The organism is Acidobacteriota bacterium (genome assembly GCA_016716715.1).
In the GTDB taxonomy this organism is placed as follows: Bacteria; Acidobacteriota; Thermoanaerobaculia; order UBA5066; family UBA5066; genus Fen-183.
Genome location: JADJVE010000007.1, coordinates 155,334 through 179,780, shown reverse-complemented (window position 1 = coordinate 179,780; position 24,447 = coordinate 155,334). Strand labels below are relative to the sequence as shown.

At 69.9% G+C, this 24,447-nt stretch carries 22 protein-coding genes; all 22 read right to left on the bottom strand.

The window, feature by feature from the left end:
* Positions 1 to 7: 7 nt before the first annotated feature.
* The 22 genes from IPL89_13040 to IPL89_12935 all read right to left on the bottom strand — a co-directional run bounded on the left by IPL89_13040 (position 8) and on the right by IPL89_12935 (position 24,392).
* Positions 8 to 2,308: an LptF/LptG family permease gene (locus tag IPL89_13040; protein ID MBK9064101.1), complete on the bottom strand. Its 2,301-nt coding sequence runs from the start codon at positions 2,306 to 2,308 to the stop codon at positions 8 to 10.
* A gap of 325 nt (positions 2,309 to 2,633) precedes the next feature.
* Entirely contained in the window at positions 2,634 to 3,497 is an 864-nt protein-coding gene (locus IPL89_13035) for a ParB/RepB/Spo0J family partition protein (protein MBK9064100.1), read from the bottom strand.
* Between the two features lie 28 nt (positions 3,498 to 3,525).
* Positions 3,526 to 4,287: a ParA family protein gene (locus IPL89_13030; GenBank protein ID MBK9064099.1), complete on the bottom strand. Its 762-nt coding sequence runs from the start codon at positions 4,285 to 4,287 to the stop codon at positions 3,526 to 3,528.
* 63 nt (positions 4,288 to 4,350) lie between these two features.
* A complete protein-coding gene (locus IPL89_13025; GenBank protein ID MBK9064098.1) occupies positions 4,351 to 4,836 on the bottom strand; it encodes a bifunctional nuclease family protein in 486 nt (161 codons plus the stop codon).
* A 186-nt stretch (positions 4,837 to 5,022) separates the two neighbouring features.
* Positions 5,023 to 6,384, bottom strand: a complete 1,362-nt coding sequence (gene miaB, locus IPL89_13020) for a tRNA (N6-isopentenyl adenosine(37)-C2)-methylthiotransferase MiaB (protein MBK9064097.1) — start codon at positions 6,382 to 6,384, stop codon at positions 5,023 to 5,025.
* Positions 6,385 to 6,405: 21 nt separating this feature from the next.
* Positions 6,406 to 7,110, bottom strand: coding sequence for a hypothetical protein (locus tag IPL89_13015; protein ID MBK9064096.1), 705 nt, complete (start codon positions 7,108 to 7,110; stop codon positions 6,406 to 6,408).
* Positions 7,107 to 7,484 (bottom strand): cupin domain-containing protein, encoded by a 378-nt coding sequence (locus tag IPL89_13010; GenBank protein ID MBK9064095.1) that lies wholly within the window; start codon positions 7,482 to 7,484, stop codon positions 7,107 to 7,109. Before IPL89_13010 ends, IPL89_13015 begins: the two co-directional genes overlap by 4 nt.
* Complete coding sequence (ptsP, locus tag IPL89_13005) at positions 7,481 to 9,271, bottom strand: phosphoenolpyruvate--protein phosphotransferase (protein ID MBK9064094.1); 1,791 nt, start codon at positions 9,269 to 9,271, stop codon at positions 7,481 to 7,483. Before ptsP ends, IPL89_13010 begins: the two co-directional genes overlap by 4 nt.
* Before the next feature lie 21 nt (positions 9,272 to 9,292).
* Positions 9,293 to 9,562 carry an HPr family phosphocarrier protein gene (locus IPL89_13000; protein MBK9064093.1) on the bottom strand — a complete coding sequence of 90 codons (270 nt, stop codon included), beginning with the start codon at positions 9,560 to 9,562 and terminating at the stop codon, positions 9,293 to 9,295.
* The gene (locus IPL89_12995) at positions 9,559 to 10,002 is read right to left on the bottom strand and encodes a PTS sugar transporter subunit IIA (GenBank protein MBK9064092.1); all 444 of its coding nucleotides are present in this window, start codon (positions 10,000 to 10,002) and stop codon (positions 9,559 to 9,561) included. Before IPL89_12995 ends, IPL89_13000 begins: the two co-directional genes overlap by 4 nt.
* 1 nt (position 10,003) lies before the next feature.
* On the bottom strand, positions 10,004 to 10,870 hold the full coding sequence (rapZ, locus tag IPL89_12990) for an RNase adapter RapZ (GenBank protein MBK9064091.1): 867 nt from the start codon (positions 10,868 to 10,870) through the stop codon (positions 10,004 to 10,006).
* On the bottom strand, positions 10,867 to 11,886 hold the full coding sequence (hprK, locus tag IPL89_12985) for an HPr(Ser) kinase/phosphatase (protein MBK9064090.1): 1,020 nt from the start codon (positions 11,884 to 11,886) through the stop codon (positions 10,867 to 10,869). Before hprK ends, rapZ begins: the two co-directional genes overlap by 4 nt.
* A gap of 2 nt (positions 11,887 to 11,888) precedes the next feature.
* Positions 11,889 to 12,428: an HPF/RaiA family ribosome-associated protein gene (locus IPL89_12980; protein ID MBK9064089.1), complete on the bottom strand. Its 540-nt coding sequence runs from the start codon at positions 12,426 to 12,428 to the stop codon at positions 11,889 to 11,891.
* On the bottom strand, positions 12,425 to 14,056 hold the full coding sequence (gene rpoN / locus IPL89_12975; protein ID MBK9064088.1) for an RNA polymerase factor sigma-54: 1,632 nt from the start codon (positions 14,054 to 14,056) through the stop codon (positions 12,425 to 12,427). Before rpoN ends, IPL89_12980 begins: the two co-directional genes overlap by 4 nt.
* Positions 14,057 to 14,183: 127 nt before the next feature.
* Positions 14,184 to 14,921: an LPS export ABC transporter ATP-binding protein gene (lptB, locus tag IPL89_12970; GenBank protein ID MBK9064087.1), complete on the bottom strand. Its 738-nt coding sequence runs from the start codon at positions 14,919 to 14,921 to the stop codon at positions 14,184 to 14,186.
* A complete protein-coding gene (gene lptC, locus IPL89_12965) occupies positions 14,918 to 16,933 on the bottom strand; it encodes an LPS export ABC transporter periplasmic protein LptC (protein ID MBK9064086.1) in 2,016 nt (671 codons plus the stop codon). The genes lptB and lptC overlap by 4 nt, the downstream gene beginning before the upstream one ends.
* A complete protein-coding gene (gene recJ, locus IPL89_12960) occupies positions 16,930 to 18,690 on the bottom strand; it encodes a single-stranded-DNA-specific exonuclease RecJ (protein MBK9064085.1) in 1,761 nt (586 codons plus the stop codon). The genes lptC and recJ overlap by 4 nt, the downstream gene beginning before the upstream one ends.
* A complete protein-coding gene (locus tag IPL89_12955; GenBank protein MBK9064084.1) occupies positions 18,687 to 19,637 on the bottom strand; it encodes an acetyl-CoA carboxylase carboxyltransferase subunit alpha in 951 nt (316 codons plus the stop codon). Before IPL89_12955 ends, recJ begins: the two co-directional genes overlap by 4 nt.
* 59 nt (positions 19,638 to 19,696) lie before the next feature.
* A complete protein-coding gene (locus IPL89_12950; GenBank protein ID MBK9064083.1) occupies positions 19,697 to 20,155 on the bottom strand; it encodes a hypothetical protein in 459 nt (152 codons plus the stop codon).
* 24 nt (positions 20,156 to 20,179) lie between these two features.
* Positions 20,180 to 21,409: a radical SAM protein gene (locus tag IPL89_12945; protein ID MBK9064082.1), complete on the bottom strand. Its 1,230-nt coding sequence runs from the start codon at positions 21,407 to 21,409 to the stop codon at positions 20,180 to 20,182.
* A gap of 5 nt (positions 21,410 to 21,414) precedes the next feature.
* Complete coding sequence (locus IPL89_12940; protein ID MBK9064081.1) at positions 21,415 to 21,720, bottom strand: hypothetical protein; 306 nt, start codon at positions 21,718 to 21,720, stop codon at positions 21,415 to 21,417.
* 41 nt (positions 21,721 to 21,761) lie between these two features.
* Positions 21,762 to 24,392, bottom strand: coding sequence for a PD40 domain-containing protein (locus IPL89_12935; GenBank protein MBK9064080.1), 2,631 nt, complete (start codon positions 24,390 to 24,392; stop codon positions 21,762 to 21,764).
* Positions 24,393 to 24,447 lie beyond the last annotated feature (55 nt).

The window sequence follows — 24,447 nt, the reverse complement described above, 5'->3', positions numbered from 1 at the left end:
TCTTCTCTTAGGTTCTTACTCCGAGAAGTCCCCAGGCCGCGCCGAGGCCGAAGAAGACGTTTGGCACCCAGGCGGCGAGGAGGGGAGGGAGCGATCCCGACTCTCCGAACCTGACGAAGAGCGACGTCAGGAACAGGTAGGTCAGCCCCAGGAACAGCGCGACGCCGATCCCCGCGACGGCGCCGCGCTTTCCGTATTTGAAGGCGAAGGGGAGTCCGACGAGCGTGAGCAGGAGCGCCGACGCCGCAGTCGACGTCTTTTGGTACAGGCCCGTCGCGAGCGCCGCGGAGTCGGCTCCCGCGCGCCGCCGCGCCGCGATGTAACGGCGCAGCTCGAAGAACTTCATGCGCTTGATGTCGGACGGCCCCGCGACGAACGCGGCCGCGGCCTCGGGCGCGTCGAGGATGAAGTCGTCGTCCCGCCGCGCGGCCATTGCGGACGGCCCCGTGAACGACCGCACCCAGCCGCCCCGCGCGAGAAGCCCGCGTCCGGGGACGACGGTCGCGTGCTCCGTGTCGGTCCGCGCCTCGAGATGCCAGGTCTCCGGATCGATCTGCAGCATGGTGAGGCCGTCTACGCGCCGCGTCGCCGGGTCGTACGCGGCCGACGCGAAGAAGCGCCCGTGTTCGCCTCGCACCCAGACGCCGGTGGAGCCGGCCGCCGGAGGCGTCTGGCCCTTGAGCAGGTAGCGCAGCCGGTCGGACTCGGCCGCCGCGGCCGGCACGACGCGCTCGGCGAAGAGGAACAGGAACGCGCCCGCGGCGGCGGCCATGACGAGGAGCGGCGCTGCGGCGCGGTGGAGCGAGACGCCGTGCGACAGGAGCGCCGTCGTCTCGGCGGACCTCACGAGGCTCGCCGTCGTGACGAGGGCCGCGACGAGGAACGCGAACGGCACGATGTCGAGGAGGATGGGCGCGAGAAACGTCTGGTAGTACCGGAGCACCATCGCGAACGGCGTCTTGTTCCGCGCGATGTCGTCGGAGATCTCGAGATAGTCGATCAGGACGTAGAGAACCGCGATGGACGCGACGACGAGCAGGAACGTCGCCAGGAACCGGCGCGCGACGTAGCGGTCGATGAGGAGGAGGCCGGGCAGGCGCATCGTCCGCCGGCTCGAAACGCTCCGCCTGGCGGCCGGGGCCGTGGCGCCGGCGGGCTGCTGCGGTTCGGGCCGCGCGGGGGTACGCCACGTCACTTCGAAGACGGTGCGGTCGCGGCGGACGCGCGCGAGCGCGAAGAGGCCGAACGCGAGGAGGAGCGCGTTCGGCAGCCACATCGCGAGGGCGGGGGACATCCGGCCCTCGATCGCCCGGGCCTCGCCCGTTGCGATGAGGGCGTAGTAGAGGAGCACGATCCCGACCGAGACCGCGAACCCGGCCGCGCGGCCGCCGCGCCGGTTGACGATGCCGAGGGGGAGTCCGATGAGCCCGAAGACGAGGCACGCGGCAGGCAGGGCGAACTTCTTGTGGACTTCGGTCATGGCCAGGCGGCGGTCCTCGGGCCTGCGGGAGGGAGCGGCGGCCCGGGCGATGAGCTCCCGGAGGTTCTGCTCGCGAATGAGCTTCTCTTTCACGAGACCGGCCGGGCCGTTGTCCTGGAGGACCATCCGCTGCTTGGAGAAGGACGTCACGTCGTAGGACTTGCCGCCGTCCTGCTGGTGATGCGTCTCGGCGCCTTCGACCCGCAGCCAGAGGCGGCCCTGGTCCTCCTCGAGCTCGAGCCAGCCCTTGCGGGCCAGCGTGAGGCGGTCGCCCTCGTCGGGGTTCGAGCGGTCCGAGATGATGAGACCGGAGAGCTCGCGGCGGTCGGCGGACGCCTTCTCGACGTAGACCCTCAGGCCCCCGAACTCGGGGCTGAAGACGCCTGGCTGGATCCGCTGGGCGAACGCGAAGCTCGAGAGGCGGAGCTTCATCGTGTAGAGCAGGTGGTTCGTCCGGGGGACGACGGCGAGCATGAGAAACAGCGTGAGCCCGGCGATGGCCGCCGCGAGGACGCCGATCGGGCGGTAGAGACCGGCCAGGTCGATGCCCGAGGCCCGGAGGGCGGTCAGCTCCGAGTCGGCCGACATTCTCCCGATGCCGATGAGGAGGCCGAGCAGGAAGGCGACCGGCAGCGTGAGGACGACGATGTGCGGGAGGGAGAGGGCAAGGACGATCCCGGCCTCGGCGAGCGGCTGCTCGCTCTGGACGAGCAGATCGGAGAACTGGACGAGGCCGCGCACCGCCATGAAGCCGGTGTAGGCGAGAAAGCCGACGACGGTCGGTGCCAGCACCTCGCTGAAGACGTACCGATCCAGCCGACGCAGCACGGGACCGATGGTAGCCGGAAGAGGACAAAGATTTTCTTAGAAGGTTAAGAGGGCTTCAGCGGGCTATTCGCCGCGCCACGAGCTGCTGCATGACCGGATTCCGGCGCCAATAGGCAACGTCCGATAATATTTATTATGTTAAATACGAGGGACGCCAGGCCTGAATTTATTAGGCTTCTCGAACCGGGAGCGGGCGTCGGAGATATTCCTAGAACGTGTGGGGGGCGCCTCTGTCGTCTGCGCGTGCGGCGGTTACGCGGCGCCTGGCCCCTTCTTCACCTTCTAGGAAGATCTTCTCTTCGTTCTCTCTGGTTCTCTTCGGGCGCTACTTCTTCGGCTTCGCTTTGACGAAGCGGCCCTGGGACTCGAGGTCGATGTCGCCCGCTTCAATGCGGCGCGCCAGGTCGCGGATCGCTTCGAGGATCTCGTCCTTCCTGTGGAGCTTTCCCTTGAGGACGAGGCTCACCTTGTAGCGACGATCCTCGGGAGCGTAATCGAGCGTGTACGCGCGCTTCATCGCTCCCGGTTTGGCAGGCGTGGCGCCCCGGCGTGCAGCGCCCTTCGCCTCGCGCAGGACGTCGCGGCTCACGTCTTCGCCCCTCGCCATCGCGGCGACCATGGCAAGCATGAGGTCCTCGTCCTTGAGGCGGCCGAGCTCGAGGAGGAAGGAACGGGACTGGATGTCGGCGCGCCGACATTCCTCCCTGACGGCCTCAGGCAGCCTGCCGATCGCGAGGGCCTCCGTGATCGTGACGCGCGACTTCCCCACGGCATCCGCGATCTGAACGTGCGTGTACGCGTGCCGCTCCTGCAGCGCGCGGTATCCGTCGGCTTCCTCGAACGGGCTGAGATCCTTGCGCTGGAGATTCTCAACGAGGGCGATCTCGAGGACTTCGCTGTCGGAGATCTCCATCTCGATGCACGGAATCTCCGTGAGGCCGGCGTCGAGCGACGCCCGGAAGCGCCGTTCGCCGGAGATGATCGTGTAGCGGCCGTCTTCACGAGGGCGCACGAGGATCGGCTCGAGAACGCCCTTGTCGGTGATCGACTTCGTGAGCTCGGCAAGGTCGCCCATCGAGCTACGGGGCTGGTCCGGGTTCGCCTCGATGAGGTGGATCGGGATGCGCCGCCCGACGGGCAGTTCGTCCGCCCGCACGAGCTGCTCGACGAAGTGCGAATCGTGGCGCATGCGGGATGTTTCGGGGAGGCCGCGACGCTTAGACACGGGAGAGGATCTCCTCCGTCAGGCTGTAGTACTCGAGCGCGCCTGACGAGCGCGGAGCGAACGTGAAGATGGATTCCTTGTACGCCGGGGATTCCTCGAGACGAATGGACTTCGAGATCGTCGTCTTGAAAACCTTGCCCTTGAAGACTTCGTCGATCTGGGCCTGAATGTCGCGCCCGAGCGTTGTGCGCCGGTCGTGCAGCGTGATGACCACGCCGAGAATCTGGAGGTTCGGATTCGGGCGGCCCTTGATCTTCTCGATCGTCTCGAGAAGGTCGTCCGTGCCTTCGAGAGCGAAGTAGGACGACTGGATCGGAATGAGGATGTGGGACGACGCCACGAGCGCGTTCACCGTGATCATTCCCAGCGTCGGCGGCGTGTCGATGATGATCGCGTCGTACTCCCCCGACTCCTTCACGACCTGGAGCTTGTCCTTGAGGCGGAAGTGGCCGTCGAGCTCGCCGAGGAGCTTCGACTCGACCTTCGCGAGAGCGATGCGAGCCGGGGCGATGGTGAGCTTCGGCAGAGCGGCCGGCCGGATGATCTCGAAGATCGACGTCGCCGGGTCCGTGAGGACGTCGTACATCGACTTCCCGATCTCCTTCCGGTCGATGAAGGACATCGTGGAGTTCCCCTGGGGATCGAGGTCGATGAGAAGGGTGCGAAGACCCTTCTGCGCGAAGGCGGCGGCGATGTTGATCGCCGTCGTGGTCTTCCCCACTCCGCCTTTCTGGTTCGCGACTGTGATGATCATGCGAGAGAGATGCGCATGATACGGAGGGCCCGGCCGGCCTTCAAGGAGATCCGGAGGCCGAGGCTACATTTTGTACTTGCCGAGGCTCTCTGGGTCAGCATCCTCGAGCCACTTGCGCAGCCGCTCGGCGCTGTGGGCCTCAGCCGAATCGTCGCCAGTCCGGCTCCTCTCCAGCACGGACTCCTCGACGAAGAGGGGCGCGTGCGTTCGCAGGGCCAAGGCGATCGCATCGGAGGGCCGGCTGTCCACGGTGAGCTCACGGTCCGCGAGCTTGATGTGAATCTGGGCGTAGAACGTGTTTTCTTCCAGGCTGTTGATGACGACGCGGGTCACGTCCCCTTCGATCTGGCGAATGATGTTTCGCAGGAGGTCGTGCGTCATCGGGCGCGGCGTCGTGACGCCCTCCATCTGCAGTGCGATGGCGTTCGCCTCGAAAACACCCACCCAGATCGGGAGGAAGTTCTTCTCATCCGCATCCCTGAGGATCACGACCGGAACGTTCGCGATGGGATCCACGATCAACGCCTTGACGTCCATCTTGATGCGCACTCGAACGCCTCCTGAGAATGAATCTAGGGAGCACAACGCCATTGCGCAAGGAGAAATCACAGCCGGCGGACTCCGAAGAGCACCTAAGAGATTTGCTTAGAGAGGTTTAGGAGCGGGCCGCAACACGCGACATGCCGACCCGCAGCGGGGTCGTGCCACCCCTCTTTATTAACCATTCGACGAAATCTATTTTCCGAAAGCAAAAATCTCTCTTCCGAGCAGCGAATTCGGGTAGCCGCGCTCGATCAGCACGTTCACGAACGATCCCGGCGGGATCGGAGGCTCCCCTTCCGGCTGCGCGATGTTCACGACCCGGCTGCACAGCGACCGGCCCGAGCTCCGGACGCCCTTCCGGTCCAGTCCTTCGACGAGGACCTCCATCACCCGGCCCTCCAGGCGCCGGTGAGTCTCTCGCTGAATCTCCTGCTGCAGGTCCATCAGCGCCGCCAGTCGGCGCGACGCCTCGCGGGGCGGGACGTCGTGCTCCCACCGGGCGGCGGCCGTGTCGGGCCGGGGCGAGTACGTGAACGAATAGATGAGCGCGAACCGCAGCTCGGTGAGCAGCGACAGCGAGTCCTCGAAATCCACCTCGGTCTCCCCCGGAAATCCGACGATGACGTCCGTGGAGAGCGCGAGGCCCGGGAGACGGTCGCGGAGGCGTCCCGCGAGATCCACGTACTCGGCGCGTGTGTACTGGCGCTTCATGCGCCTGAGGACGGCGTCCGACCCCGACTGGACCGGCAGGTGAAGGTACGGAGCGACGGTGGCGGTGTCGGCCATCGCGTCGATGAGCTTCGTGTCGAAGTTCTTCGGGTGCGAGGTCACGAAGCGCAGGCGGCGGAGCCCCGGCAGCGCGCCCACCGCGCGGACGAGGTCCGCGAAGTCCTCGCCGGTGACGGGATCGCGGAACGCGTTGACGGTCTGCCCGAGCAGCTCGAGCTCGACGACGCCGTCTGCGAGCAGCCGGCGGCTCTCCTCCACGACGTCGGCGAGGCGCCGGTTGCGCTCGCGCCCGCGCGTCTGCGGGACGACGCAGAACGTGCAGTTCTTGTTGCAGCCCTCGATCACCGTGATCGACGCACGGTGTCTCACGAGGCGCGCGATGGCGCCGGGCGTGTACACGACCTCGCCCGTGTCGAAACCCGTGTCGCACGGCCGATCGCCCTCCTCGCGGACGCGCCGCAGCACGGACGGCAGCGTCTCGATGCGGCCGGTCCCGAGGACGAAGTCGACGGCGGGCAGGCGCTCGAGGAGCGACTCGCCCTCCTGCTGGGCCACGCAGCCGCACACGCCGAGCACGAGCCCCGGCTTGGCCCGCTTGAGCTTCGCAAGGCGTCCGACTCGGTCGTAGACTTTCTGCTCCGCCTTGTCGCGCACGGAGCAGGTGTTGAGGATGAAGACGTCGGCGTCCGACTCGTCGAACGTCTCGTCGTACCCGTCGCGCGCGAGGAGGCCCGCGAAGCGCCGCCCGTCCAGGACGTTCATCTGGCAGCCCCACGTCTCGACGAAGACACGGCGGCCGCCCTTGAGATCGGGATTCACGCTCACGGCCCGAAGATTAGCAGGGCGTCAGCGGAGCCAGCCGGGCGAGGCGTTCGAGCGCCGGGCCTCGTCGGACAGGTCCTCGAGCGACTTGCGCGCGGCGTCGAGGTCGACGCGAGCCTTCGCGAGTTCGTCGCGCGACTTGTCCCACGCGGGCTTGATGACGCCGTCGCGGCGATAGCCGTCGCTCTGCGCGTAGAAGTCGTTCTCGAGCTGCTTGGATTTGGTCTCGAGCTCCCTCACGCGCCGCTCGCCGTCCTGCACGAGGGAGCGCGCGTGGTCCATCGTCGCCTTCCACTGCGCTTCGCTGCGGCCCTGGTCGTCGCGGGGCACGTCGTACGTGGGCGCGGGCGTCGGCTCCTTCCGCGCCGCGGACGCAGCCGGGGTCTTCGACGGGCCCTTCGCGGTCACCGCGGTCGTGGAGCCTCCCTTGTGCAGCGTCTCGTTCGTGATCGTTCCGAGGGACTTCTTCGGCTTCTGGTCCTTCCGCGCCTCCTTCGAGACGCGGACGACGTCCGCGAGCGACTGGCCGGAGCGCCCGGCCTCGGTCGGGGGGCCCGCGACGCCCTTGAGCTTCGGGGCCGGTGTCGGGTCCGGCGTGCCCTCGCCGCTCGTCGCCGCCGGAGGCGTGGGCGTCGGCGACAGGCCGGAGAACGCCGGCGTCTGGGCGGTCGCGGCTGCGGCCGCGAACAGAACCACCGCCAGGACTTCGGGAACGGCGCGACGCGTCATGGGGCCGACGTCCCCGCGCGTCCGTAGCGGTCGTCGAGGCGCACGACGTCGTCGAGCTCGGGCGTCGAAACCTCGACGAGAAGGCAGTCGCCCTCGGGTGCGTACATCCGGTGGCGGGTCCCGGGAGTGACGTGGAAGGTTTCGCCGGGCGGGACGCGCAGATCGGCCGCCTCTCCGTCCCTCTCGAGCTGGAGGCCGAGCACGCCGTCGAGGACGTGGATCGTCTCTTCCTTACGGACGTGGTACTGGTAGGAAAGCGATTCGCCCTTGCGGATCACGAGGAGTTTCCCGGCGTAGCGGCCGGTCTCCGCGAAGATCCGCTCCTCGCCCCAGGGCTTGGGGACGACGCGGGGGCGGCTCGTGCCGAGGGTCACGCGGACATCTCCACCCGCCGCAGGGGCTCCCCCGCCGGCAGGCTGCGCAGCTCCTGGGCGAGCAGCGAGGACACCTCGTCGGCCGTCGAGAGCGACAGCGCGGCCTTCGCGATGCGCGCCGCGTCGGCAACGTTCACGCCGCGCACGAAGTCCTTCAGGATGGGCACGGACCGCGCGCCCATCGAGAACTCGCGGATCCCGAAGCCGAGGAACAGCAGCATGAGCGCGGGGTCGGCCGCCATCTCGCCGCAGACCGAGAGCGGCTTGCGCGCCGCCTGCGCCGCCCCCGCGACCTGCGCGATGAGGCGCAGGACCGCTGGGTGGGTCGGGCGGAAGAGCTCGGAGACGGTCTCGTTCGAGCGGTCGACGGCGAGCGTGTACTGGATGAGGTCGTTCGTCCCGAGCGCGAGAAAGTCGGTCTCCGGAGCGAGGAGGTCGGCCGTGATGGCCGCCGAGGGAACCTCGATCATCGCGCCGACCGGGATGTCGTCGGGCACCGCGATGCCCTTCGCGAGCACCTGCTCTCGCGCCTCCTTCACCATCTCGCGCACGCGGCGGAACTCCTCGACGCTGGAGACCATCGGGACGAGGATCCGGAGGTCGCCCGCGTTCGCGGCCGAGAGCAGCGCCCGAAGCTGCGTCATGAACATCTCGGGCCGGGCGAAGCAGAGGCGCACGCCCCTCAGGCCGAGGACGGGGTTGATCTCCTCGGCGCCGACGAGGTGGCGCGCGCCCTTCTTCCCGCCGAGGTCGTACGTGCGGATCACGACCGGCCGCGGCGCGATGCCCGCGACGACCTCGCGGTAGACGGCCGCCTGCTCCTCCTCGCTCGGGAACTCGACGCCCTCCTTGGAGAGGTAGAGAAACTCCGAGCGGAAGAGGCCGACGCCGTCCGCGCCGTAGCCGACGACGTCCGGGATCTCGCTCGTGAGCTCGATGTTCGCGCGGATCTCGACGGGCGTCCCGTCGGCCGAGTGCGCGGGGCCGGAGAGCGCCCGCTCCTTGAGGGAAAGCTCGCGGCGGGCCTCGGAGTCGCGCCGGTCGCGGAAAAGGGAAACGATGTCCTCGGAGGGCTCGCGCCACACGACCCCGTCGCGTCCGTCCACGACGACCCGGTCGCCGTCCCCCACGGCCGTGAGGAGGCCGTGGACCGCGACGACCGCCGGAAGGCCGAAGGAGCGCGCGAGGATCGCCGCGTGGGACGTCTTGCCGCCGCGCTCCGTGACGAACGCGATGACCCGGTCGCGCGGAATGCGAACCGCGTCCGAGGGCGTGAGCTCGTCCGCGACGAGGACGATGGCCTCGCCCGCAAGGTCGCTCATCTTCAGGCGCGACTGTTCCTCGCCGCCGAGGTGGCGGCGCAGGACGCGCGAGACGTCGTCGAGATCGGAGGCCCGGTCCCTCAGGCTCTCGTCTGGAAGGCTCCGGAAGCGCGCCACGAGGTCCTCCGTGGTCTGCGCGACCGCCCACTCGGCGTTGGCGGCGTCGTGCACGATGCGGCGCTCGACGGGGCCGACGAAGGCCTTGTCCTGCAGGAAGAGCGCGTGGGCGTGGAAGATTCCGGCGTACTCGGAGCCGAGCCGCTCCTTGACGTGGCGCGCGGTCTCCTCGATCTCGGCGACGGAGGCCTGCGCCGCGCGCCGGAAGCGCTCGATCTCGCCCGGGATCTCCTCGGGCTCGAGCGTGCGCCGCGGCGACGTGTCCTCGCGCGAGACCCAGAGCACCGCACGACCCACGGCCACGCCGGGGGAAACCGCGATGCCGGTCAACGAAAGGGGACGCTTCACCTTCCTATTGTAGCGGGGCGCCTACTCGGCTTCATCGAAGCGGCGGTCGACGAGGTCACGCAGCGCCGCCAGCGCCCGGTCCTCGTCGGGCCCCTCGGCCCTCACGAGAAGAGGCGTGCCCTTCCCCGCGGCGAGAAGCAGCAGGCCGAGGATGCTCTTGCCGTCCACCTCGTCGCCGTCCTTCGTGATCGTGATCTTCGACTCGAAATTCGCCGCGGCGTGGACGAACTTGGCGGCCGCGCGGGCGTGGAGACCGAGTCGGTTCCGGAGCGTCAGGACCTCTTCCTTCAAGGCTTGCCCTTCGCGGCGCCGTCCACGAGCTCGGCGGCGGCGACGATCGCGCGCCGGCCGCGTTCCACGAGCACGTGGGCGATCTCGCGGGCGCTCTTGCCCTCGCGGGCGAGAGCGCGGGCCTTCACGACCATCGGAAGGTTGATGCCCGACACGATCTCCACCTTGCCCGGCTCGAGAAACGCGAGCGCGAGGTTGGACGGAGTTCCGCCGAACATGTCCGTGAGAATCACGACCCCGCGGCCCCGGTCGTGGCCGGCGATCGCCTTCTCGAGGCGGCGCGTGGCGGCTTCGGTCGCCTCGTCCCACGCGAGGGAAAGGGCGCCGATTTCGTCCGGCTCTTCGGGCTCGAGCATGTGGACGGTCTCGCGCAGGGCGTTCGCGAGCGGTCCGTGCGACAGGAGGATGAGGCCCACGGCGGGACCGGCCGGTGCAGTCATGTCAGTCGAGCGCCTCGTCACGGTGCGAGACCCGCACGGGGTACCCCATCGCGGTCAGGTCGCGCGCGAGTCGCTCGGCCACGTAGACCGAGCGGTGACGCCCGCCCGTGCAGCCGATCCCGATCGTGAGGTACGCGCGGTTCTCGCGCCGGTAGTTGGGAAGGCAGAATGCCAGGAATCCGGCGAGGTGCCGGTAGAACGGCTCGGTCAGCTCGCCGGCCTCGACGAATCGCGCCACCTCGGCGTCCTTTCCGGTGAGCGGACGGAGGCGCGCGTCGAAGTGCGGGTTCGCGAGGAACCGCACGTCGAAGCAGAGGTCGAGAGCCGCGGGGAGTCCGTGCTTGAACCCGAACGAGACGAGCGACACCGCCAGGACTCCGGGGTCCCCGGGCTCGCGAAAGTGCTGCGCGACCGCAGCGCGCAGCTCGTGAACGGTCATGACCGTCGTGTCGATCACGAGGTCGGCTTTCGCCTTGACTTCGGCGAGGAGGCGTCGCTCGTAGGCCACGGCCTCGGCCACGGACCGGCCCTCGCCGAGCGGGTGCGGGCGGCGCGTCTCCGAGAAGCGGTTCAGAAGGCACTTCGCCTCGCAGTCGAGGAAGACGACGGTGATCGGAAGGCGCGCGCGGAGCGTCTCGAGGAGCTCCGGGAAGCGCGTCGCGAAATCCGGGTTCCGGACGTCCAGGACGACGGCGTTGCGCCGGCGCGGCGTGCGGTCGGCCGCGACCTCGCCGACGTACTCCTCCAGGAGCGACAGCGGAAGGTTGTCGACCGTCGCGTAGCCGATGTCCTCGAGCGCGTGCGCGACGTAGCTCTTCCCGGATCCCGAGAGCCCCGTCGCGATGACGAGGCGATTCCCTTCACTCACCGTTCGCGCTCCCGGGCCGTGAGCTTCCTCTTCGCGCGCCTCCCGACGTGGTCGGCGGCCGCCTTGCGGACGATCTCGTCGTGGACCTTCTGGGCGATCTCCCGGGCCGCGTTGAACCCGCGGCGCTTCAGGAGCTGGTTGCGAGCCGCGATCTCGACGAGGAGCGCGACGTCGCGGCCCGTCGCGACGGGCATCCTCACCCGGGGCACCTGGACGCCGAGGATCTCCTCGAACTCCTCGTCGAGGCCGAGGCGGTCGACCTCGGTCTGCTCGTTCCAGTCCTGGAGCTGGATGACGAATTCGACGGTGTGGCGCTCGAGGACGGCCGCGACGCCAAAGAGCATCGGCACGTTCACGATGCCGAGGCCGCGCAGCTCCATGTGGTGCCGGATGAGGCCGGACGACGAGCCGATCAGGACGTCGTTCGGGAAGCGCTGGACGACGACGAGGTCGTCCGCGACGAGGCGGTGGCCGCGCTGGACGAGAGAGAGCGCGCACTCGCTCTTGCCGACGCCGGAGTCGCCGAGGAGAAGCGTCCCGAGTCCGCCGACCTCCATGAGGACACCGTGCAGGGTCGCGCGCGGCGCGAGAGACTCCTCGAGGAACGCCGTGAGGCCCTCGATGACGACGCTCGTGAGCCGCTCGGTCGTGAAGAGCGGGATGTGGCGGCGGCGGCAGAGACCCGTGAGGACGGGGCCGGGGTGGATCCCCTTCGTGACGACGACGGCCGAGAGCGGAAGCTTCGTGAACGCGTCGAGCCTTTCGCGCACGACCGAGGGCGGCAGCGTCTTGAGATAGTTGAACTCGGACGCGCCGAGGATCTGGACGCGGTTTTCCTTCACGTAGTCGAGGAAGCCCGCGATCGCGAGCCCGGGCTTCTGGACGCGCGGCCAGTCGATGGGGCGCTGAAGGCCCTGGTGGCCCGCGACGAGCTTGAGGTTCAGGGACGCGAGGACCGGCGATCTGAGGTCGATGGACCGGACGAGAGGCGCCCGCAGCTCGGACGGGTCGCGCACGGCTATTCGGGCACGACGAGGTGGAAACCCCCGTCGCGCCGCCGGTAGAGGAACCGGATCTGATGCCCGGATCCCGCGTCGCGGAACACCATGAACTCGCGCTTCGAGGCCGCGAAGTGCGTGAGGGCGTCCTCCTCGAACATCGCCCTTGGACTCACGGTCTCGCGCTTGGGACCGGGAACCGCCCGCGGCGCGGGCTCCGGCGTGGGAGCGGTCCAGGGCTCGGCGCCACGGACGCCCGACGGGCGGTGCTTCTTGGACTCCTTCAGGATCGACTTCGTCTTGCGGACCTGGCCTGCAAGCTTCTCCATTGCGGCCTGCGCGGCCGTGCGCTGGTCGGCGCCGCGCGCGGCCGCCGTGATCGTGCGGGTCTTGTCCGCGACGGTCACCTCGACCTCGACGTCCTTCTTGCCGGCGGTCACCACGACCCGCACCTGGGCGCGAGGCGGGAGCACCCGCTCGAGCCGGGAGAGCTTCGTCTCGACCTCTTCGCGGACCCCGGAGTGGATTCGGATGTTGCGCGCGATGAAGGTGGTCCTCATGGCTCCTCCTGTTCGGAAGGCTCCCCTGGGGTCTCCGCGGGCTCGTCCGCGATCTCGGGAGGCGCCGGCGCCGGCGACGTTTCGCCCGTGCGGCGGATCGAGCTTGGCGGAATTCGGAGCTCCTCGCGGTACTTCGCGACCGTCCGGCGGGCGATCTGGATTCCCTCGTGAGCGAGCAGCTCGGCGAGCCGGGCGTCCGAGAGCGGATGGGCGGCGTCCTCGGCCTCGATGAGGCCGCGGATCTTGTTCTTCACCGCGAGGGACGAGACGTCCTCTCCCGCCGTCGAGGCGATCGCCGAGTGGAAGAAGAACTTCATCGGCACGAGGCCGCGCGGCGTCGCCATCCACTTGTTGGAGACGACGCGGGAGACGGTGCTCTCGTGCATCCCGATGTCCTCGGCCACGTCGCGGAGGACGAGCGGCTTGAGGTGCGCCACGCCCCAGTCGAGGAAGTCGCGCTGCTTCTTCACGATCGACTCGGCGACCCGCACGATCGTGCGCTTCCTCTGGTCGAGGCTCTTGAGGAGCCACTGGGCGGCGCGCATCTTCTCGCGCAGGTAGCTCTTCCCCTCGCCGTCGAGATTCCCGTCGCGCGAGAGGAGCATCCGCCGGTAGAGCGCCGACACCTTCAGGCGCGGCAGCCCGTCGTCGTTGAACACGACGATGTAGTCGTCCTCGACCTTCACGACGGCCACGTCGGGCTCGACGTAGATCGTGCGAGTCGAGTCGTAGCGGCGGCCGGGCTTCGGGTCCAGCTTGCGGATCCACTCGAGGGCCTGCTGGATGTTCTCCACGGGCACGCCCATCTGGCGCGCGAGGAGGGCCGGGGGCTTCGAACCCAGCTCGGCGAAGCGCTGGGTGACGAGCTCGACGAGGAGCGGCGTCGCGACGTTCGCGGCCCGCGCCTGCAGGAGGAGGATCTCGGCGAGGCTGCGTCCGCCGACGCCGACGGGGTCGAACGACTGGAGCAGCGCGAGCGCCTTTTCCGCCGTCTCGAGAGGGCACGGGACCGCCAGGGAGACCTCCTCGAGCGTCACGCGCAGACAGCCGTCGGGGTCCACGTTGCCGATCAGGAATCCGCAGGCCTCGCGCACGTCGGGCGGCGCGTCCGAAACGCCGAGCTGCTCCGTCAGGTGGGGCTCGAGACCGGGCGGCGACTCGGGCCGGTTCTCGAGCGAGAACTCCTCGGCCTCCTCGCTCATGCGCGGCGCCGTCGCCGTGCCTTCCATGTAGTCGCCGAAGTACGCCTCGAGCTCGAGGTCGGAGAACGGATCGTCCGTGGCGCCCGTGGACGAGTCGACCACCGGTTCCGGGGCGGAGACGTCGGACGTCGGCGCAGGCAGCGCCTCGGCGGACTCGGCACGGGCGTCGGCGTCGGTCGCCGCCGCGGCGAACTCCCGGTCGTCGGCGACGGCGGCCTCGAGGGCCGCGTCGGGCGCCTCGGCCGAGGAGGAGAGATCCATCTCGCGGGTCTCGGCGGCGCCCGGCTCCTCGTCGGGAGTCGACCCGTCCCCGGGGTCTTCCTCGTCGAGGACGGGGTTCGAGACGAGCTCCTGGTTCACCACGTCCTGGAGCTCCAGGCGCGTCATCTGCAGCAGCTTGATGGCCTGCTGCAGCGTCGGCGTCATGACCAGGCGCTGCGAGAGCCTCAGCGAAAGTTTCTGTTCGAGTCCCATTTGAAACCGGCGGCCCCGTCTCTGGGTCCGACCTTGGCACGATTCTAGCTCTGACCTCCTCGATCGGAGCCGCCGTGCCTCAGTCCAGCCGGAAACTCTCGCCCAGGTAGACCCGCCGGACCTCCGGGTCGGCCGAGAGGGTCTCGGGCGATCCCGTCCGGAAGATGGTCCCGGAATGGATGATGTAGCCGCGATTGACGATCGCGAGCGTGTCGCGGACGTTGTGGTCCGTGATCAGGATCCCGATCCCCGCCGTCGCGAGGTCCCGGATGACCTGCTGGAGGTCGAGCACGGTGATCGGGTCGATGCCGGCGAACGGCTCGTCGAGGAGGATGAAGCGCGGCGAGAGCGTGAGGGCGCGCGCGATCTCGAGGCGCCGCCGCTCGCCGCCCGAGAGCGTGTCCGCGACGGAGTGCGCGAGGTGCGAAAGTTTGAAGCGGTCGAGAAGGCCGTGCGCCGTCTCCTCGCGCCCGGCCCGGCTGCCGGGGAGCGTCTCGAGGATGGCCAGAAGGTTCTCGACCGCCGTCATGCGGCGGAAGATCGACGGCTCCTGCGGAAGGTACCCGAGGCCGCGGCGCGCCCGGCGGAACATCGGGAGCGTCGTGACGTCTTCGCCGTCGAGGAGGACCGCGCCCGCGTCGGGCGTCACGAGCCCGACCGTCATGGAGAACGTCGTCGTCTTGCCCGCGCCGTTCGGCCCGAGAAGGCCGACGACCTCGCCGGCCTCCACGCGGACGCTGACGTCGTTGACGACCGTGCGGCCGCGGTAGACCTTGCGCAGGCCCCGCCCTTCGAGCAGCGGCTTGCCGTCGCTCACGATCCCTCCGGCCTCAGGACGGTCTCGGTCGGGACCTTGCCGCCCGTCTCGACGTCCACCTGCGAGCGCCCCTGCCGGAACGTGAGCGCGGCGCCGGTGGACTTGTTGCCGCGCCCGTCCAGCGCGGTCGCCGGCGAGCCCTCGAGCGTCACGGCCTCCGTCAGCGGGCGCCAGACCGCCTTCGAGCCCTCTCCGCGGCGATGCTCGGCGCGGTCCTCGACGACGACGGCGCCCCGCGCCTCGGCGTACTCGATGGCGCGCGTCTCGCTCAGGCGGATGTCGGTCACGTCGGCGTTCATGGTCCAGGGCCCGGACGTGATCGTCGCATGACCTTCCAGCCGGACGAACCGGTCGGCCTCCCGGTGGGTCAGGACGTCGCTCGCGGCGTTCACCGTTTCGGATCCCGCGGGCGCCGCGGCCTTCCCCGCCTTCCCTTTCGCCGGCGCCGTCTCCCGGCGGAAGAACGCGCGGACGTTCTGTTCGGCGCGCAGGGTCTTCTCCTTGTCGTCCAGCTCCAGCGTCCCGCAGCGCAGAACGTTCTCGTTCTGCCACGCGCGAACCGATCCCGTCAGCAGGACTTTCGACGTCCGGCCCGAGAGCCGGAGCGTGTCGGACTCCGTGAAGAACGGCGCCGTGCTCTCGCTGCCGAGGAGACCGACGCGCCGATCCCCGCCGCCCGCGTACGTGGCCTTCACGTCGCCGGCCGCGTCCACGCGCTCATCCCGGCGGCTCCACGAGAGCGTCTTCGCGCGGATCGTCCCGCGTTCGTCACGGTAGTCGGCCGGGGCGCCGGGTTCCCCGGAAAAGACAGCCGTCTCGTCGCGGCCGCGCAAGGTCGCGTGAGGGGCCTTGACCGAGGCCCGCGTGCCGTCCGCCGCGACGACGTTCTTCTCGAACGTGCCCGTCTCGAGCGCGAGGCCGGGGCCGAACGTGAGGCGCGCGAAGCCGGCCGCGAACGTGCGGAGGCCCGAGCCCGGAGGGCCGCCGGCGCGGGCCGACTCGGCGGTGCGCAGGTCCTCGGGCACGTTCAGCTCGGCGAGGCGGCCGTTTTCGAAGCGGCCCGAGAAGCGGGGCGCCTCGGCGCGGCGCGCGCCGGACGTCTCGGCGGGAGCGAGGTCCAGCCGGGCGGCTCCGGCCGCGCTCGCCTCGAAGGCAGCAGGCCGGCCCTGTACGTCGAGCGCCAGGTCGAGGACGTCGCCGGCGACCGCCAGGGCGGCCGGCGGCTGGCCGCGATCCGGCGGCACGAAGAGCCGGGCGTCCGTCGTCGCCCGGAGGTGGCTGCCCTCGGGCGTGGCTTCCCGGACGAAGGTCGCTCCCCGGAGGACGAACCGGTCCGTTTTCAGGACCGCGCCGCCGCTCGCCTCGAGCCGGCCGTTGCGGCCCACGAGGACGCGAGGGGCGCGCAGCTCGACGGGCCGGCCCTCGTCCCCGCGACCCCGCAGCCTCGCGTCGCCGTCGAGGACGAGGACGCCGTCGCGCGTGTCCACGGAGCCCGCGTTCGCGCTCGCGACGAGGCCGCCGCGGGTCGCGTCGACGGGCCCGTCCGACGCGAGCAGACGCCGGGCCGGGTCGTACCGGAAGGACTCCCCGGTGACGCGCATCTCCTCCCCCGCCACCTCGACGCCGTCGAAGATCCGGAAAGCCTTCGAACCCTCCGCGAGCTCGGCGCGCGGCGCGCGGATCGCGACCGTGCGCCCGTCCCGCGACTCGCGAGATTCGAACAGGACGTCCTTGAGGCGGAACAGGCGGTTGCCCTGGTCGTCGAAGCGAACCGCCTCGGAGGCGGTGACGCGGTAGCGCCCCTCGGACTCGCGCGTCTCGTCGTACTGGAAATCGCGGAAGCGCATGCGGTCGCGGGCGCCGTTCGCCTCCGCGAGGAGCGTCTCGGCCACCGGGTCTTTCGCTCCCTCCGTGCGGGCCCCCGGCTTGCGGTAAGAGAGGACGACGAGCAGGGCGAACGCCGCCCCCACCGCCAGGACCGCCGCGCGCGCGAGGCGCGCGAAACGGCTCACGCGGCCTCCGGGGAAAGGTCGACGACGGTCAGGCCGGGCCGGCCCGTGAACGAGTCGACCGCGAGGTTCGCCGCGACGTCCCACCGGCCCGCTCGCGAGGGCGCCGGGATCTCGGCGAGATTCCAGCCCACGGCGTCGAGGCGGCGGCCGGACGACGCGAACGAGACGCGCAGTCCGGCATCGCCTACGGGTTTGCCGCGCCCGTCCCACGTGAGGCCGCGGAGGAGAAGCAGCGGCTTGGGGTTTTCCTGGCCGTGCGGCTCGAAGCGCTCGAGCGCTCGCGCGAGGGCTTCGTCCGCCTCGGGCGCCTCGACTTCGGTGTCGACCTCCAGCTCGGAGGCCCACTCCGCGTCGTCGCGCGCCGCCGCGAACGCGGTCCGGAGGTCCTCGCGGAACGCCTCCCAGGACGCCGCGGGCAGCGTCAGGCCGAGGGCTGCCGTGTGTCCGCCGAACTCCTTCGTGTAGCGCGCGGCGACGGGCGCGACCCGCTCGTAGAGCGGCGTCCGGCCGAAGGAGCGGCCGCTGCCGCCTACGGTGTCTCCGTCGCTCGAGAGGAGGAGCACGGGGCGGCCGATCTGCTGCGCCACGCGGGACGCCGCGATCCCGAGGACGCCTCGGTGCCAGCCCTCGGAGGCCGCACCCGCTTCCACGACCACGGCGTCGCGGGCCGGGTCGTAGCTCGTCTCGAGACGCGCGAGCACCGTCTCGACGAGTTTTTCCTGCACGGCGCGCCGCTCGTCGTTCGCAGCCTCGATCTCGTCGGCCAGCGTCTCGGCGCGCGCCGCGTCCGCGGTCGTGAGCAGCTCGAAGGCCCGCGCCGCGTGGTCGATCCGTCCGGTGGCGTTCAGGCGCGGCGCGATCCGGAACGCGACCTCGCGCGTCGAGGGGGCGCGCCCCGCCGGGACCCCCGACCGCTTGAGGAGCGCGGCGAGGCCCGGGGAGCGCGGGTCGGCGAGGCCCGCGAGGCCCCACGACACGAGGACGCGGTTCTCGCCGGTGAGCGGCACCATGTCCGCCACGGTCGAGAGCGCCGCGATCTTCGCGAGCGAGGCGAGCCAGCGGCGCCGGGCGGCGGCGTCGATTCCGACGCGCGCGCCCGAATGGATGAACAGGGCTTCCGAGAGCTTCCACGCGATGCCGGCGCCGCAGAGCTCCTTGAACGGGTACTTGCAGCCGGGCAGCTTCGGGTCCACGAGGACCGCGCCTTCCGGCAGCGCGGCCGGCGGGAGGTGGTGGTCCGTCACGACGACGTAGACGCCGCGGCCCGTGGCCTCGGCGACCGTCTCGACGGCCGTGATTCCGCAGTCGACGGTGACGATGCCCTCGGGGTCGTGCTCGTCGAGCGCGCGCCGCAGCGCCGGCGCCCTCAGGCCGTAGCCGTCGTGGAGGCGGTGCGGGATGAACGGGCGCGCGTCGGCGCCGAGCTTGCGGAGCGCCGTCGTGAGAATCGCGAGAGCGCCGATGCCGTCGCAGTCGTAGTCGCCGAAGACGACCACGCGCCCGCCGCGCGCCGCCGTGGCCGCGAGACGCTCGACGGCCTCGGGCAGGCCGCCCATCCCGAACGGATCGTGGAGCCCGTCGGGCTCGGGCGAGAGGTGCGCGCGGGCGGCCTCCACGTCGTCGAAGCCGCGAGCCGCGAGGATGCGCGAGGCCGCGGGCGGAACGCCCAGCTCGCGCGAGAGCCGAGCGGCCGCTTCTGGGTTCTGCGTCCGCAGGCGGCGGCGGACGAGGCGCGGGGCACGGACCCGCGCGCTCACGCGCCTTCCCAGGCCCCCATCGCGCGGAACTTCGCGTAGCGGGCGTCGAGGAGCGGCTGCGCGGACATCCCGGACAGGCGGTCCAGCTGCGCGGACACGGCGCGGCCGACGGCGTCGATCGTGGCGACAGGGTCCGCGTGCGCGCCGCCGACGGGCTCGGGGATGACCTCGTCGATCACGCCGAGAGCCTTGCAGTCGGCGGCCGTGAGGCGGAGGGCCTCCGCGGCCTCCTTCGCCTTGCCCTGGTCTTTCCAGAGGATCGCGGCGCAGCCCTCGGGCGAGATGACCGAGTAGACGGAGTGCTCGAGCATCAGAACGGCGTCGCCGATCCCGATCCCGAGCGCGCCGCCGGAGCCGCCCTCGCCGATCACGGTCGCGACGATCGGCGTCCGGAGCGCGGCCATCTCGATGAGATTCCGCGCGATGGCCTCGGAGACGCCGCGCTCCTCGCTCTCGAGGCCGGGATACGCGCCCGGCGTGTCGATGAACGTGAGCACGGGCTTCTGGAACTTTTCGGCGAGCTTCATGACGCGGAGCGCCTTGCGGTAGCCCTCGGGCCGCGGCATCCCGAAGTTGCGGCGGATCTTCTCCTTCGTGTCGCGGCCCTTCTGGTGGCCGACGATCGCGACGGAGCGGTCCCCGAGCATTCCGAAACCCGCGACGATGGCCGGGTCGTCCGCGAAGGCGCGGTCGCCCTTCCACTCGACGAAGTCCTGAACGAGGACGCGGATGTAGTCGAGCGTGAACGGCCGATTCGGATGCCGCGCGACGAGCGTCTTCTGCCAGGGGGTGAGGTTCTCGTAGATCTCGCGCGAGAGCTTCCCGAGCTTCTCGCGCAGCTTCGTGACCTCGCGCTCCTTCGCCGGGCTGTCCGCGAAGCCCTGCAGCTCGTCCAGCCGGCGCCGGACGCGCTCCAGGGGCGCTTCGAACTGGGCCTCGTTCGCCACGGGGAGACTGTAGCAGAGGGGGATCCGAGCCCTCCGTTTCCCGACCAGACCTCACGGGCCTAGTGGCCCTTGCGCGCGGGCTTGTAGCTCAACCAGTAGGCAGTCGCGCCGAGAACCAGCGCGAGAAGCAGCGCCAGAACGACCCTGATGGGCCAGTGCCCCGGGAAGACCGCATCGAACGCCGTTGGTCTCTGAAGCATCGTCCATCCGACGAAAGCCGCCGGCGGGATCAGCATTCGACCGTAATCCTCGCGCTGCCAGTCCTTGTGGTGCACGGCAACATAGAGGAAGACGCTAACTACCATCAACCCGAAGAAGGCGACTTGGAGGGCGAGTGTCGAATCGGCGCCTCGGATTGTGGATCCATTCTCTACGGACGTCGTCGTGAAGGCGAGGATCACTCCATGCGCCGCGAGGATGTCCCCCGGCACGAGCGCGGCGAACAGATCCAGGAATTTAGGCATTGCCGGATCGTTACGACGCCTGACCTTGATCGCGATGGCATACCCGAGGCTCATGACCGTCCCTCCTTGCTTCGTCGGCTACGGGAGAAGCGCGAGCGCGTGATCGCGCAGGAACCGCGCGTGCAGGACTCCCTTCCGAAAGCGGCCTTCCGCTTCGGCTTCCTTGCGGAGACGCCGATGAAACTGCGTCCTGTGGAAAACGACGAGCCGGTTGACGTCGCATTGAAACTCGGGGACACGGCCGCCGGCCAGAGCGGTGGCGCCCGGGCAGACGAGACAGGAGGCGCGGGCCGGGCAACGCGAACAGCGCCGGGAAGTCCGGTTCCGGTCCGCGGGCCTCCGCAGTGAACGGAGTCTTCGTGCTCGGCCCTCGCGGCGCAGAAGTCCGGACGCGAGGTCCGGGGCGGAGACGTGAAGGCCGTCGAGAGCGGCCACGATCCTGCGATGAATGGGGGCACGTTCCGGAAGCGCCGACGGGATGAAGGCTGCGCACGGTGCGATGCGGCCGTCGACGTCGACGAAGAGCAACCCGTGGCTGCCGCAACCGCAGGCCGGGCCTCCCGGTGCCGGCGCGGATGCCTCGTAGGGCCTCAGCGCGCGAAACGGGATCCGGCCCGAACGTCGGTACTCCTCGCGTGACAACCGGACTACGGCGGCCAGCTGGCGGTCGAGCTCCCTGGCCTGCCGGCGACTCCAGCCCGATGCCCGCGCGGCCGCCGGCGCAATCTCAACGGTCCGGATGCCGCGCGAGAGAAAGTACCGGAATGACTCGGCCAGATGACTCACGTTGGAAGGCGTGAGGGTCACTTTGACCGCGACCCGGTTGCGGAAGTGGGCCGGATGTTCCCGGCGCATTCGGACGAAGAGCTCGTCGAGGTCCTCGAAGCTCCCGGGGCTTCGGGCATTCTGAGCGGCCGGGACGCCGTCGCAGGAGATCGTGATGAAGACTTCTCTCCTCACGAGGAGCCCCGACATCTCCTCGTCGAGCCGCGTTCCGTTGGTCACGATCCTGACGTCGGGAGTCATCCACGGCGGCGCCCATTCGCGGACGCGATCGAGGGCCCGCCGGACGAGAGGCGCCGCAAGCAGGGGTTCGCCCCCGTACAACGTCAGCTGCGGGCGCACGAGCTTCGAGGACACCAGCCGGCGCACGGCGGCGTCGAGAACGGTCGACGGCATCGCCCGTGAAGCGCTGCGTCGCTGGTCGCAGTATCGGCAACGCATGTTGCACTGCGTCGTGAGCATCGTCTCGACGACCCTCACCCCGGGGTCGAGCGCCGCCACGCCCGTGAGGAGCCGGCTGCGCATTGGAGTTACCGGCGTTTTCTCACCGTCGGCCGCTTTGCCGCCCGGCGGCGGACCGGCTTCGAGGGCTCCATTGCGTCCAGAACCAGCCACAGCACCTCTACGATGGCCTGATCGTCGGCGTCGTCGACGGGCGCGAACGGCGCAAGGCAGCGACCGTCCTTGGGACCGATGGTGGGGGCGAGGTGGTCCGGCACTTCGATTGCGAACGAAGTCTTGTGCTTGCCCACCCAGACCTTGGCCTTCCGGACGCGCTTCGAGAGAACTTCCAGCAGGTGTATGAGAGTGACCGGGCTGACGTGCATCTCGGACATGGGTTTGTCTCCTTGTGCCGGTGCTTCAGATGGCGGCTCCGTTACCGGCCGTCGCGGGTCGCCGTCGTCATCCAGATGTTTCCTTTCAACTCAGTGGCGTCCGTGGCGACGAAGCGGCCATCACGGCTCAGGCTCACGGATCCGAGTGCATTCCGATCGCCCAGCGACAGCGGCGGGGAGACGGCCTCAGACACACCCGTCGCAAGAGACACCCGTCGAAGGTGGAGGGCCGGAGTGCCGAACAGGCCGGGCGCGATCACAGCGGTGCCGTCGGGTTCGAAGGCGACTGCTTGAACTCCCGCTCCACGCGTCAGGGCGATTTCCTCGGTTCCGGGGTGCGTTGCGACGACCCAGATGTCCATTCCGCGGAGGAATGCGATCCTGCTGCCGTCGGGCGACCAGACGGGGAAGGCGTCCGTGCCTCCCCCTCGCGTGACCCGCCAAGGCTCGCCGGTCGGCCGACCCCCGCTGAGCGCGACTGCCCAGATGTTCAACTGGCCGGCGCGGTCCGAAACGAACGCGAGCCGCGACATGTCGGGCGCATATGCCGGATGGAGGTTGTCCGCGTCGCTCCGGATGAGCGGGATCGTCGCGCCGCCGTTCAGGGGCAGCGCCCAGATCTCGCGATGTCCCGGCATCGGCCTGAAGAACGCAATCCATTTGCCGTCCGGGGAAAACGCAGGCGTCGCCATGCCTCGATCGAAGGCCGTCAGCCGTCGGGCGGGCCCTTTCCCAATTCGGCCTCCCTGCACGTCCGCGATCCAGAGGTCCCACGGGCCGAGCCGATTCGACACGAAGGCCACGGTGTTTCCGTCCGGGGCGAGCGCCGGACTCTCGTCGTCTTTGGTGGTTCCGATGCGGCTCACGGCTCCGGAGCGGCGGTCGATTAGGACGACGTCCATGTCGCGCACGGAACTCCCGAAGACGAGACGGCGGCCATCGCGCGACAGAGAAGGGTGGCTGGCACCGCCCGTTCCGGACGTGACCCTTTCGGGCGCGCCGCCCGTGGCGGAGACCCGCCAGATCGACGGAGGTCCGCCGCGGCGGGAGCTGAAGTACACAAAGCCGCCGTCCCGAGAGGCCACTGGCTCGCAGTCCGGTACGCCGTCGCGCGTCAGCCTCTCGGCCTTGCCACCCGCGACGGGCACTGTCCAGAGGTCATGGAAGGCCGCGTAATAAAGGCGTGTCCCGTCTGGTGACCAGGCGGGGCCCATGTGCTCCCAAGGGCCGTCGTCGTCGCCGGTCAGTCGCCTCACCCGGGCCGGATCGGCGATCGGCGCGACCCAGATGCGATGGAGCCCTCCCTCCGTGATCCGTGCAAACGCAACTTGCGCGCCGTCCGGCGAAATCGCGGGCTCCTCAGCTTCGTCGACGATCAGGCACGTGCTCCCGCCGAGGCGGGACACCGTCCGGACGGAAGGCGCACCGCCTTGTCTCGAAACGAAGGCGATCGTTCGCCCGTCCGGGAACCAAGCGGGACTCCGGTCCTCGGCAGCGCTGTCGGTAAGGCGCAGGGGTTCTCCTCCCTCGGGATCGACCACCCAGATGTCCGCCTTTCCCGAAGCGTTGGAGCTATATGCGACGAGCGTCCCATCCGGCGAGATTGCGGGTTCGCCCTCCCACCCGGGCGCGCTCGTGATCTGCTTGGGGGGACTCCAACTCCCGGCGTTTGGGAAGGCGGCCGACGACGTCCGCGTGAGTCTTGCGATCAGGATTAAGCCGCCAACGACGATCGTGGACGCGATTCCAAGCGTCACGAGCCGACTCCCGCGCGCCGGACGGGCGGGGGCCGGGCTCTCCCCCGATCTCACGACCGGTTGCTCGGCGGAGATGCCCCGGAGCGCTATTGCGAGGTCGTGTGCCGTGTCGAACCGGTCCTCCGGCCTCTTCTCGAGGCACCGAAGGACGATCGTCTGAAGCCCCGGAGGAATGCCGGGCGCGCCCGGAGCGAAGGGCTCGGGATCGTGGTGGAGGATTGCCGCGAGCGTGTCCGCGGGCGTGGCCCCGCTGAACGGGCGCTTCCCCGCGAGCATCTCGTAGAGCACGCAGCCCAGCGCGAAGATGTCCGTCCGACCGTCCACCCGGCGGCCGCGGAGCTGCTCGGGGGCCATGTAGGAGAGCGTTCCGACGACCGCGCCCGACAGGGTGCCGCCGGAGGGCGACGTGAGGGTGACGGCGTCGTCCAGCACGGGCTCGGCGTAGGTTGCGAGGCCGAAGTCGAGGATCTTCAGGCGCCCGTCGGTCGTGAGAAAAACGTTTTCGGGCTTGAGGTCCCGATGGACGATGCCCGCCGCGTGCGCGGACGCGAGGCCGTCGGCGATCGCGGCGGCAACCTCGGCTGCCTTGCGCCACGACACAGTCCCGTCGCCCATCCGGCTGCGCAGGTTCTCCCCGTCGAGCAACTCCGTGACGGCGTAGAGACGCCCTTCGACGCGGCCCACGTCGTGGATCGCGAGGACGTTCGGGTGGGACAGCGCCGCGAGAGTCCGGGCCTCGGTCTCGAACAGGGCGACCCGGCGGGAATCCTGCGAGACCGCGTCCGGGAGGATCTTTACGGCGACCTGGCGCCCAAGGCGCGTGTCGCGGGCGCGATAGACCTCGCCCATTCCGCCCGCCCCGAGCGGGCCAAGAACCTCGTACGGGCCCAGTTGGGTGCCCGCGGAGAGGCCCATTTTGCCGCCTCCCGGGTCGTCGGAGGCGGCTGCATCGAAGGGTTTACGCGTCCGC